General features: G+C 37.3%; 11 protein-coding genes. 7 read left to right on the top strand and 4 right to left on the bottom strand.

From position 1 onward, the window contains the following. Positions 1 to 45 precede the first annotated feature (45 nt). Positions 46 to 1,086, bottom strand: a complete 1,041-nt coding sequence (locus QM481_RS16630; RefSeq protein ID WP_166553349.1) for a GntR family transcriptional regulator — start codon at positions 1,084 to 1,086, stop codon at positions 46 to 48. 501 nt (positions 1,087 to 1,587) lie between these two features. On the opposite strand from QM481_RS16630, the gene QM481_RS16625 reads away from it, so the two are divergent. The 3 genes from QM481_RS16625 (at position 1,588) to QM481_RS16615 (ending at position 5,211) form a co-directional block, all read left to right on the top strand. After that, a complete protein-coding gene (locus QM481_RS16625; RefSeq protein WP_166553363.1) occupies positions 1,588 to 2,964 on the top strand; it encodes a glycoside hydrolase family 88/105 protein in 1,377 nt (458 codons plus the stop codon). A 129-nt stretch (positions 2,965 to 3,093) separates the two neighbouring features. Beyond that, on the top strand, positions 3,094 to 4,218 hold the full coding sequence (locus QM481_RS16620) for a glycoside hydrolase family 88/105 protein (RefSeq protein WP_283382532.1): 1,125 nt from the start codon (positions 3,094 to 3,096) through the stop codon (positions 4,216 to 4,218). A gap of 222 nt (positions 4,219 to 4,440) precedes the next feature. Beyond that, positions 4,441 to 5,211 (top strand): rhamnogalacturonan acetylesterase, encoded by a 771-nt coding sequence (locus tag QM481_RS16615; protein WP_283382531.1) that lies wholly within the window; start codon positions 4,441 to 4,443, stop codon positions 5,209 to 5,211. Positions 5,212 to 5,273: 62 nt separating this feature from the next. Here the strand turns inward: QM481_RS16615 and QM481_RS16610 are convergent, their stop codons facing one another. After that, positions 5,274 to 5,639 carry a winged helix-turn-helix transcriptional regulator gene (locus QM481_RS16610; RefSeq protein ID WP_283382530.1) on the bottom strand — a complete coding sequence of 122 codons (366 nt, stop codon included), beginning with the start codon at positions 5,637 to 5,639 and terminating at the stop codon, positions 5,274 to 5,276. 107 nt (positions 5,640 to 5,746) lie between these two features. On the opposite strand from QM481_RS16610, the gene QM481_RS16605 reads away from it, so the two are divergent. Then, on the top strand, positions 5,747 to 6,379 hold the full coding sequence (locus tag QM481_RS16605) for an NAD(P)H-dependent oxidoreductase (protein ID WP_283382529.1): 633 nt from the start codon (positions 5,747 to 5,749) through the stop codon (positions 6,377 to 6,379). 188 nt (positions 6,380 to 6,567) lie between these two features. Here the strand turns inward: QM481_RS16605 and QM481_RS16600 are convergent, their stop codons facing one another. Next, positions 6,568 to 8,112 (bottom strand): S10 family peptidase, encoded by a 1,545-nt coding sequence (locus QM481_RS16600; RefSeq protein ID WP_283382528.1) that lies wholly within the window; start codon positions 8,110 to 8,112, stop codon positions 6,568 to 6,570. A gap of 307 nt (positions 8,113 to 8,419) precedes the next feature. On the opposite strand from QM481_RS16600, the gene QM481_RS16595 reads away from it, so the two are divergent. The 3 genes from QM481_RS16595 to QM481_RS16585 all read left to right on the top strand — a co-directional run bounded on the left by QM481_RS16595 (position 8,420) and on the right by QM481_RS16585 (position 10,442). Continuing rightward, the gene (locus tag QM481_RS16595; protein ID WP_283382527.1) at positions 8,420 to 8,872 is read left to right on the top strand and encodes a hypothetical protein; all 453 of its coding nucleotides are present in this window, start codon (positions 8,420 to 8,422) and stop codon (positions 8,870 to 8,872) included. 124 nt (positions 8,873 to 8,996) lie between these two features. Next, positions 8,997 to 9,446, top strand: coding sequence for a FixH family protein (locus QM481_RS16590; RefSeq protein ID WP_166553356.1), 450 nt, complete (start codon positions 8,997 to 8,999; stop codon positions 9,444 to 9,446). A gap of 273 nt (positions 9,447 to 9,719) precedes the next feature. Then, positions 9,720 to 10,442 carry a sulfite exporter TauE/SafE family protein gene (locus QM481_RS16585; protein WP_283382526.1) on the top strand — a complete coding sequence of 241 codons (723 nt, stop codon included), beginning with the start codon at positions 9,720 to 9,722 and terminating at the stop codon, positions 10,440 to 10,442. Positions 10,443 to 10,560: 118 nt separating this feature from the next. On the opposite strand, the gene QM481_RS16580 is transcribed toward QM481_RS16585, so the two are convergent. Beyond that, entirely contained in the window at positions 10,561 to 11,706 is a 1,146-nt protein-coding gene (locus QM481_RS16580; protein ID WP_283382525.1) for a MalY/PatB family protein, read from the bottom strand. Between the last annotated feature and the right edge of the window lie 123 nt (positions 11,707 to 11,829).

The raw sequence follows: 11,829 nt of genomic DNA, 5'->3' as shown, positions 1-11,829 counted from the left end.
AAGCCTGAGAAACCTCAGGCTTTTTTTTATTTCCCCAATCGTTATTTACAATGAATTGCGCAGATTTACTTCGAATAAATTGGCTACATGGTCTTTTGATTTTTCAAGTACCAATCTAGCGGCAGTTTTTCCCATTTCTCTAAAATTTGTCGAAATTGTAGTGATGCCGTCAAGGATAATCTCTTTTAGAGGCGTTTCGTTATATGAAATGATACCTACTTGTTTTCCTATCACAAGGTTATCATTCATAATTTTTTTGATAAGTATAACTAAATCATCTTCCATCAAATTTATATAGACTGACCCCTCCGTTACGCTTTCAGTTTTGATATTATCAATAATAGTTGCCTCAAAAGCAAAATCTTGACAGAAGTTTAAAAATCCTTTTTGGATTTCTTGAGGATAGCAACTTTGCTTCGGAAAAATTAATTTCAGGCTTGTATAGTTTCTCAATTTTTCGAGCATTTGGCAAAGCGCCATATAAATATCTTTCTCAAAATTTTCATATACTGCTCCAAATTCACCATTGACTCCTGCGACCATTTTGTCCAAAATAATCAACTTTTCTTTTGGTATCATATTGACTACTTCCTGCACTTTATCGTTGTAGTCTAATAGATACGGGATAATGACAAAGTGAGAGTAGTCTTCATCTTTTTTAGCAGTAATGAGCTTTTTGAAAAGAGCAAAGTCGTTGTTATACACATAAAAATCAATTGCTACTTGTTGACCCAACTCTTTCACAAAAGCATCAAAAATGATTTTTTTATGTGCTGAAAGTTTATTGAAAAGCAACAAAACTTTCATTGGTTTTTCAAAATCCACGTTTTTGATGTAGTAACCCTTACTAGGAACAGATTCAAGAATACCCATACTTTTGAGTTGTCGATATGACTTCTCGACAGTATCACGAGAAACATCCAACTCGAAACTCACTTCATTGATGGATGGCAAGCGATCATTGACCGTAATTTGCCCCGCCTCAATGCCCTTGAGTGTCGAATGTACAATCTGTAGATATTTCGGTGTTGCCGAAATATCGTCGACTCTAATTACATCCCAGATTCTATGTTTTTTCGCAATCATTATATTATGGATAAATAAGGTTGAAAAGGTTTTTCTAGGCATTCTAGAAAAAAACTTAACATTAAAACTTATACTTTTTTTAGACAGGCTAAAACCTATCTCATCAACTTATATTTTAATTCTAAACAAAGGTTAAGATTTGAATAATTCATATTCAATTTTTCAAGAATATTAATTTATGCAAACGATGTCGGGAACGTTGCCATGTCGCCAAAATCCAACCTTTGTCCTATTTTTTTTGTGCAAAATCCAGTTTTAGTAGTGTCAAAGTAGACTAATTTCATTGTACGATTTTTGTATTTTTTTAATATATCTTACCATATTCTATTCTCAATTCAAGCCAGTTTTTGATTTCAACAAGGATGCTACAGGACGGCTAACCCATAAATGACATTTATCTTTGAGGAAGTTGTACAAATCGAAGACAATTTTGCAAGTAGATTTTCTTCTATTTTTACTTCTGAGAGTAAAACACATTATCCAAAAATCCCAAAGCCGATTATGAAAAAGTACTCATTTGATAAAGTCGCATTGTTAGGTTTTTTACTGCTTTCAGGTGCAGAAGGTTTTGCCCAAAAAAACGTTACAAAATCTAATGACTCCAATACGCCTTTGCACTTGATTCAGCCTGACTATCCTGTTCCTTATGGAATTGTGAAAGCAGAGGAAGTTGAAAAAACCTTGCAAAGAGTTCACGCGTATTTAGAAAAAGTGACTCCTACAAATTTTATCAATACCAAGACAAATGAGGTAGTGAGTGATTTGTCAAAAATTGATGAAAATACGGCTTTACAAAAAGGTGATTTTCGTTTGGTGAGTTACGAATGGGGGGTGACTTATCAGGCTATGATGCTGGCTTCGCAATACACAGGTGATGCACGCTATAAAGAATACACAGAAAAGCGCTTGAAATTTATCAACGATGCTGTTCCATTCTTTAAAAAGTCATCAGGTGCGAGCGAGGATTGGGGTACAAAAGGACCATTGAAGGGATTGTTAAACCCACATGCATTGGATGACTGTGGAGCTATGTGTGCCGCGATGATTAAATCTTCGGTAGCTGGCACGCAAAATAACTATCGCCCTTTAATCGATAGCCATATCAATTATATTATGAATAAGGAGTTTCGTTTGAGTGATGGAACTTTGGCTCGTAATCGCCCTCAAGCAAGTACTTTATGGTTGGATGATATGTTTATGGGTATCCCTGCGATTGCTCAAATGGGCAAATTGACTGGCGATAAAAAATACTATGACGAAGCCATCAAACAGGTTCGTCAGTTTTCGAAAAGAATGTTTAATCCTGAAAAGGGTGTTTATATGCATGGCTGGGTTGAAGGTATGTCAGAACATCCTCAGTTCCACTGGGCACGTGCCAACGGTTGGGCTATTTTAACGAAAATTGAAGTTTTGGAAGCTTTACCAGAAAACTATCCAGGTCGTGAAGAGGTCTTGAATTTGTTGAAAGCACACGTAAAAGGCTTGATGAAATACCAATCAGGTTCAGGCTTTTGGCATCAATTGTTAGATAGAAACGATTCGTACTTGGAAACCTCCGCTACAGCGATTTATGCGTATTGTTTTGCCAAGGCTATTAATAAAGGTTGGATTGACAAATTGGCATATACACCTGCTACGATGTTGGCTTGGAATGCCGTAAGTACCAAAGTTAACGAGCAAGGACAAGTAGAAGGTACTTGCGTAGGTACAGGGATGGGATTTGATCCAGCATTTTATTACCACCGTCCAATCAGCCCGTTTGCGGCTCATGGGTATGGACCAGTGATTTATGCAGGAGCAGAAATGTTGAACTTGCTAAAGTCAAATCAGTTTGAAATAAACGATAGCTCTGTACAGTTGTTGATTAAAAAGAAATAAACTAATTCTTTTCAGGATTACAAATCAGTATTTCAAATTTCCGAAATCTGAAATCCCGAATCCGAAATTGTTTTATACAGTTCTAATTTTCTAATAAACAGGACTCCATTATCATTAAATACTGAACGAATGAAAAAAGTACCCTTATTGCTATGCTTATTGTTAGGCGGTATGTCGGCAGTAGCTCAAAAATTACCGAGCAAAACCGAAGTGATAGCCTCAATGCGTAAAGCAAATGACTATTTTATGCAAAAATGGCCAGATACTGGCAAACCTATTGTAACCAACAAAACACGTCCAAGTAATATCTGGACTCGTGCGGTGTATTATGAAGGATTGATGGATTTGTATAAAGTAGACCCTCAACAGCGCTATATCGATTATGCTGTAGCATGGGGCGAAAGTCATAAATGGGGATTACGTTCGGGCTTATTGACACACAATGCCGATGACCAATGTTGCGGACAGACCTATATTGATTTGTATATGATGGACAAAAAGCCAGAGCGTATCCGCGATATTAAAGCCAATATGGATAGCTTGGTAAAAAATCCTAATTGTACTTATTGGACATGGATTGATGCGCTACAGATGGGTATGCCAGTATTTGCTAAATTGGGCGTTTTGTACAAAGACAATGCCTATTTTGAGAAAATGTACCAAATGTACAACCACTCAAAAACGATAGAAGGAGGAAAGGGCTTATTTAATCCAGAAGATGGACTTTGGTGGAGAGATAAAGACTTTGTGCCACCCTATAAAGAGCCAAACGGACAGGATTGTTATTGGTCTCGTGGAAATGGTTGGATTGTAGCTGCTCTAGTAAGAGTGTTAGAGATTATGCCTAAAAATGCACCACATCGTGACGAATATTTGCAAATGTACAAAACCATGATGAAGGCATTGTTGCCACTTCAGAGAGAAGATGGATTCTGGAATGTGAGTTTGCATGACCCAACCAATTATGGTGGAAAAGAAGCCACAGGAACATCATTGTTTGCATACGGTATGGCTTGGGGAATCAACCATGGTTATTTGAATGCCAAACAATATAAGCCAGCTTTAGTAAAAGCTTGGAATGCATTAGCAACAGAGAGTGTACAACCAACAGGATTTTTGGGTTGGGTACAAGGCACAGGGAAAGAACCAAAAGATGGTCAACCATTGGCTATTGATAAAATTCCAGATTTCGAAGACTACGGTTTAGGATGTTTCCTATTAGCTGGTAGCGAAATCGTGAGAATGAAAAAATAAAATAATGAGTATATAAGTGGACAATATAACTCTTCGTTATTGAAACACTTGTTACTTCGAAGATTACAACACAAGTAATTTGTAAGTAAACAGTTGATTAGGGGAGATTTAGGTTAAGTTCCTTATGGTAGCATGAGGAACTTCCTTTTTTATAGAGGGGCTAGTTTCTTCAAAAATCAACTTTATCTCGAAATCTATTCTGTCATTCAAAATTTTACTCAGATGAAAAACAAGTTTTTGGTACTTTGTGCATTTGTGTTAGCATGTTCATTTACGATGCTAAAAACAAAACCTACGATTTATATCATTGGAGATTCGACCGTTAGAAATGGCTCTGGAGCTGGTTCAGATGGTTTGTGGGGTTGGGGAAGTTTTATGGATAAACAATTTGATACCGTAAAAATACATGTAGAAAATCACGCTATTGGCGGTCGTAGTAGTCGTACGTTTTTGACTGAAGGACGTTGGGATAAAATTATGGCAAAATTGAAAAAAGGAGATTATGTAATTATGCAATTTGGACACAACGACGGTGGTGCTATCAATGATACAAGTCGTGCAAGAGGGTCAATCAAAGGCATTGGCAATGAGGTAGAGGAGATAGATAACCTTTTGACCAAAAAACATGAAATCGTACATTCGTATGGCTGGTATATGCGCAAGTATGTACAAGAAACACAAGCCAAAGGTGCAACCCCAATTGTATGTTCTTTAGTACCAAGAAATGTTTGGAAAAATGGAAAAGTAGAAAGAGGTAGTCTGTCTTACGGACTTTGGGCAAAACAAATTGCAGAAGAAAATAAAGCCTATTTTATTGACCTAAACGAAGTGGTGGCAGCTAAATATGAAGAATTAGGAAAAGAAAACGTGGAGAAGTTTTTTCCAAAAGACCATACCCATCCCAATTATGAAGGTTCGAAATTAACCGCTCAAATCGTGAGCGAACAGATACAACAACTGAAAAAATGTAAGTTGAAAAAACTTTTGAAATAGACAATTTATTATTCGGTCAAGGGCTTCCTCGGGGCATATTGCTAGAAGGAAGCCCATTGATTTTATACTAATTCCTGTTCCAAAATTCTTTTTCGATGTTCAAATCCCCATTCTGCAATTACATTCGTAATACTTTTTAATGAACGCCCGTATTCAGTCAACTCATATTCTACACTGATAGGCTGCGTATTTATTACGGTTCTAGTAATAAGAAGATTTTCTTCCAAATCCTTCAATTCTCGACTTAATACCTTTCCTGAAATACCATTGACTTCTCGAAGTAAATCCGAATATCGCATTTTGCTGTAACACAAGCAGGCAATAATGGAGATTTTCCATTTTCCTCCAATAATATCCATTACATCATGTATGGCTTGAATCGACTTTCCACATGCCGTGGATTTGTGAATTGGGCTAATTTCCGTCATTTGTCATCTGGTTACCTAAATGTAACTATTACTTTCTGACACAAAGTTACTTTTTGTCACCAAGTATTACTAGTTTTGTCACATAAAATTAGAAAATATTATTCGTTATGGCATTATTAGATTCTTTGGAATGGCGTTACGCTACCAAAAAAATGAACGGTGAGGTTGTTCCTCAAGATAAATTGGATTATATCTTAGAAGCAGCAAGATTGGCTCCTTCTTCGTCAGGTTTACAACCATATAAAGTGTTTGTGATTTCAAACAAAGAAATCCTTGAGCAAATCAGACCAGTGGCTTGGAATCAAAGCGTTATTACAGAATGTTCTCACTTGTTGGTTTTTGCTGCTTGGGATGGTTATTCTTTGGAAAAAATTGAAACAGTTTTCAACGAAATGATGGAAGTTCGTGGGCTACCGTTAAATACAATGGATGCTTACAAATCTACACTTTGGGGAATGTACGAACCGCTTGGTCAGGAATGGCATGCAACTCACGCAGCCAAACAAGCGTATATTGCATTTGGTTTGGCGATTGCTGCTGCTGCTGAGGTTGGTGTAGACGCTACTCCAATCGAAGGATTTACTCCTCCAGAAGTTGACAAAATCTTAGGTTTGGCAGAACAAGGCTTGAAAAGTGTTGTATTGCTTCCTTTAGGTTACCGTGATGCTGCTAATGACTGGAACGTGAATTTGAAAAAATATCGCAAAGCGAAAGAAGAATTAGTCGTTGAGATTAAATAATCTTGTGCTATGGTAGTAGTAGAGACGCAATGCCTTGCGTCTTAAGCCGAGTCCAGTATAACTTAGCAATATCAAAAAAGGGATCGAAAAACACTTTTCGATCCCTTTTTTGATGCTATAGCTCGTGATTATGCTTCGCTAGACGTAAAGTATTACGTCTCTACATAAAAATAATCACCATTCACTCATTAATATTTGGCTGGTTCGCCAGGTTTTGGAAGAGATTTTTTGATAAATATTCTTAAATCTTCGTTCGATTTTTCAAGATCTTCCTTACGCAAATACATCATGTGACCCGATTTGTAACCTTCCCAGAACAAGCGATCCTTGAATTTACCACTTGGATCCATTTGCCACATCGAGTACTTAGCATTAAAATAATCACAAGCTCCATCATAATAGCCCGATTGTACCAATACCTTTAAATAAGGGTTTGTTGCCATTGCTTTACGCAAATCATAGCCCGTATGGTCATTACTTCTGTCCCAAGGGTGAACAGGACCAAACATATTATATTTCAAATCGGTTTTGTACTTCAGTTCCTCTCTCAAATACATATTGATAGGAGGGGTAAATGAGTGTAACCAAGAGTTGAGCTCCGCATTATAATCAACTTTTTCACCACCATCGCGGGCGTCTACGCCCAAATAGCGAGAGTCCAAACGACCGACAGTATAGCCTTTATCACGAAGAAGCTCTTTCCAGAATAAATCCAAGGAGATATCTAGGTTATTTTGAAGAATGACAGTTTCTTTTAATCCTGAATATCTCGCAAATTTTTTCGCTATCGCCTGACGCTTTTCTGGAGCGATAAATCCGCCTTGAGTAATAGCAGGCAATAATTCCTCCACCGTAAATTTTTCAACTTCTGGAAGCATATCTTCCAGCTTTTTATTTTGTAGACTTGGTTCCAAAACTTTGTGATGCCAAGCAGTTGCTGCAAAATAAGGGAGTTTTAAGCTAGTTTCCACTGGACCTTCACGTGTGATACCTAAGTCTGTTGGAGAAACCAAAATAACACCATTCAAATACATCCATTGAGATTCTTGAAGAGCATTTGCCAAACCCGAAACACGAGTCGTACCGTAACTTTCACCAATCAAATACTTGGGAGAAGCCCAACGGTTATTGCGATTGACAAAAGTGCCAATCCATTCTGCTAGGTATTTAATATCTGCATTGATCCCAAAGAAATTTGATTTTGGAGCGTCTTTGTCAATGATTCTCGAAAAACCCGTATTGACAGGGTCAACAAAAACAATGTCAGCAACATCCAAAATAGAATAAGGATTGTCTTTGATGCCATACGGTTGAACAGGATAACCTTCATCATCAATCTTCAAAATACGAGGGCCTGTGTAAGCAATGTGCATCCAAACCGAAGCAGAGCCAGGACCACCATTGAAAGAGATAATCAGAGGGCGAGTGGACTTATCTTTTACATCAGTTCTTTCATAATAAGTATAGAACAAAGACGCCTGAATTTTGGCATCATCATTCCACACAGGAATTGTACCTGCTAAAGCCTTGTAAGGCACTTTTTGACCTTTGATAGTTACTTCATTGGTAGTAACAACATACGAATCAGGGTTGAGCGTGCGACTACCATTGTTGGGCTTGTCTTCTACCGTAGTAAAGAGAGGAGCATTTTCTTTCGGAGCAGGTTTTTGTTGAGCTTGGACAAAAAGGGATGTCCCCAAGCAAAAACTCAGGAGGTAAAGCGTTTTCTTCATAAGGTTTGTTGAATGTGAAAAAATGGGTTTCTAACAAAAATACAAAAGATTAGCAGAATGACAAGTAGGATTTGTGGTTTGTAGGATATAGTCTCATTTAGGATAAGTATAGTTTAGTACAAGGATTATTTTGAAATAGCCATTAACTAACTTCTCCTCAAGTAGCTAAACAAAAACTAATTTTTACAGGTGTTTCATGTGAACATTAAACTTTTTTCACAAATTACTTTTCTTTAAAAATACGTATAAATTGCAAATCAGGCTTGCAAAGGTTAGTCTCTATTTTCCACTCTTTTCAAAAATATGTATGAAAAACAAAAACCAATTACTTGTATCTCTTTTAGTTATGCTTGTCTCGGCGTTTGGAGCGATTGCCCAGACTCAAAAGGTTCCTTACCGAATAGGGGATAATTATTTTATAAATAATACGGTTAAAGAAGAAAAATTGACCAATCCTATCATTACGGATGCTTTAAAGTTTTCAGAAATATTTGGGATGGCAACTGTTATGGGTCCAAAAGGAGCTCCAACGCCAATAAATTTTAAGAAAGAATTCGTGATTGCTATTTTTCAAGAAGCATCCGATATTGACTTGAGTTATAAAGCAGTGAGTTTGTTGCAAACAGCACCTAAAAAGTTACAGCTAACCTATGAAGAAAAATGGGGCAAAAAACTCAGTTTTACGATGCGACCATTTTTGTTGCTCATAGTCGATAAAAAACATTTGGGGGATTTGAAGCTGAAAGTAATAAAGAAGTAAGATTAGCGGAAAACTCATTTCAAAAGCTAACATTTGTCATTATTTATAGGTACTTCGAGGGGTAATTTTGAGCCAAAAGGATCAAGATTACCCTTTTTGATTTTCTGATATAAACTCACGAGTTATGACACGTTCTAATACATTTAACTGGGGTGGCGCAATTGTACTGTCCTTTGTAGTTTTTGCTGGATTTATAGGCACAATGGTTTACCGAATGATTTCACAAAGAGTTGACCTTGTGGCAGATAATTATTATCAACAAGAAGAAGTATATCAAAAACAGATAGAAAGAATACAACATACTTCACTTTTAAAGCAGAAATCGTCAATGACTTATTCAATTCCAGATCAAATCATTCGAATCGCCTTGCCAACTTCGGTCAAAAAAGGGGAGGTGACTTTTTTCAGACCATCTGATAAAAATCTCGATTTTTCGGTGCCTGTATTGGCACAAAGTAATTCGTTGGTGACCATTCCTACAACGAATCTTAAAAAAGGACTTTGGAAAATCCAAACGACATGGACGGATGGTCGTGAGGAGTATTATTTAGAAGATGAAGTAGTGATAAAGTAAGTACATGGTGGTTACTTATGGGAGCTTGATTGGACAACCCATTTTAAACATTAACAATTCACTTGTCAGAACTAGGACTATCCGATTGATTTCTAACTATTTCAGGTTTGGGATTTCTGATTTCGGAAATAAAGTAAAACACCTTTGTTTTTATGAAATACAAAAGATTACACTTCCGAAACCCAACATCCGATATCTGAAATAAACAGTTTTTATAACCCTCAGTATAGTACCATTTCACAATTCACCACTCATAATTCATCACTCACACGTATGTTGTCATCAACCTTATTTTCGGTCGCATTAATTACAGGCTTTGTGGGAAGTTTGCATTGTGTAGGTATGTGCGGACCAATAGCAGTTGCCTTACCAATAGGAGGAATGAGTCCGCTTAAGGCATTAATGGCACGAATGAGTTATCATGTTGGACGACTATCTGCCTACATGAGTTTGGGATACGTTTTTGGATATTTTGGATGGGGCATTCGTTGGGCAGGAATGCAACAGTGGCTATCCATAGCGATAGGTTTATTGATGTTGACCTTAGTATTTTTCCAACATAATTTGGGTATATCAGCGATGCAGGGCTTGTGGGGAAGATTGAAAAAAGTAGCATCAAAAGTAATTCAGCAGAAATCGTTGGTGGGTTTTGGAACGCTAGGTTTGCTAAACGGCTATCTACCTTGTGGAATTTTGTATATTGCTTTGGCTGGCGCTGCTGCAACATCTACGCCAATTCAAGGTAGCATTTATATGTTGATGTACGGACTAGGAACAGTTCCCGCGCTACTTTTAGTAAGTTATTTGCCACATTTGTTAAAAGGAACTTTTCGGTTGAAGTTTCAAAAAATTGTTCCCATTTATACTTTTGTGCTTGCTATATTTTTTGTGCTAAGAGGCTTAAATTTGGGTATTCCGTATCTGAGTCCGCATTTTGATAAAAATCCAGAATCCAAAGAAATACCTATTTGCCATGGGCAAAGTATGAATAAGTAGTAAAGAGATTTAGTGCCGTACAAACCTTTAGGATAATACAACCACTAAATCTCAACTATTTTAGAAAAATGACGGAATAAGCTCTTGTTTCCGCAATCCCAAATCCACTATCGTTTGGCTACATTTCAGCAGCAAACGCTTCTTGAATTCGCTTGATACCTTCTTCTAAGGTCGCTCTTGTGCAACCAAAGTTTACTCTAAAAAATCCTTGACCCTTAAAAACAGGTCCGTCTACTACACGAATACCATGTTTGAGTAAATGCTCAGCTAAATTTTCAATACCCGTTTCTCTAGCATCTATCCAAGCCAAGTAAGTGGCTTCTAATTTATTCATTTTTAAGCCTGGAATGGCATTCATGGCGGTGTGCAATATATCGTGATTGGTTTTTAGATACTTGACAAGTTCTTTACGCCATGGTTCACAATCTTTATAGGCAGCATACGCCGCACGGATACCAAAGCGATTGAGTTCAGGAAAAACACCCGCTTTAGCAAAAATAAATTTATCTCTTAGTTCTTTATTGGGAATTATCGCCACTGAACAACCCAAGCCCGCAATATTGAAAGTCTTACTTGGCGCCATCAACGTAATCGTCATTTGTGCAGCTTCAGGACTTAAACTTGCTGTGGGCGTATGACGAAGATTTTCCTCCAAAATTAAGTCACAGTGAATTTCATCAGAACAAATGACCACGTTATGTCTTTGGCAAATTTCTACCAGTTTGGTAAGTTCTGTTGGTGTAAATACCGTTCCTCCAGGATTATAAGGATTACAAAGCATGAATACTTTTGTTCTTGGAGTCATCGCTTTTTCGATAGCTTCAAAATCCATCACCCAGCGCTCACCTTCGAGTAGCAATGGGACGGTGACTAGTTTTCTATCTGCCCAAGTTGGTGCCAAATGAAAAGGACCATATACTGGAATCGTTGTCATGACTTCATCGCCCGACTGACCAACAGCTTTATAGCTTGTTGTAATACCTGGTACTAAGCCCGGAATCCACACTTGCCATTCTTCTTGAATCTCCCAATCGTAGAGGTCTTTCATACGTTGAGTAAACAAGGTTTTTAATTCTTTTGGCACAAAAGAATAACCCATTACTCCGTGTTCTGCCACCTCAAGCATAGCCTTAATGATAGGCTCTGGACAACGGAAGTCCATGTCTGCCACAGGCATAGGAATCACATTTTCTGGATCGTTATTAAAATCCCATTTGGTAGAATCAGTATTGTGTCTGTTGATGGTTTCGTCAAAATTAAACATGATAGTCTTTGGATTGTTAAGGTAATGGGCAAAATAAAAATAATTTTACCCGCTTTAAGCTCTAGGCTATATGCGGTAGGCAAAAAGTTAAAAAGTATTTCTCAAGAAGTAATTAAAACTTTT

This window comes from Flectobacillus rivi, from assembly GCF_030056655.1.
Classification (GTDB): Bacteria; Bacteroidota; Bacteroidia; order Cytophagales; family Spirosomataceae; genus Flectobacillus; species Flectobacillus rivi.
The sequence above is the reverse complement of the archived record's forward strand: the minus strand, read 5'-3'. Positions and strand labels throughout refer to the sequence as shown.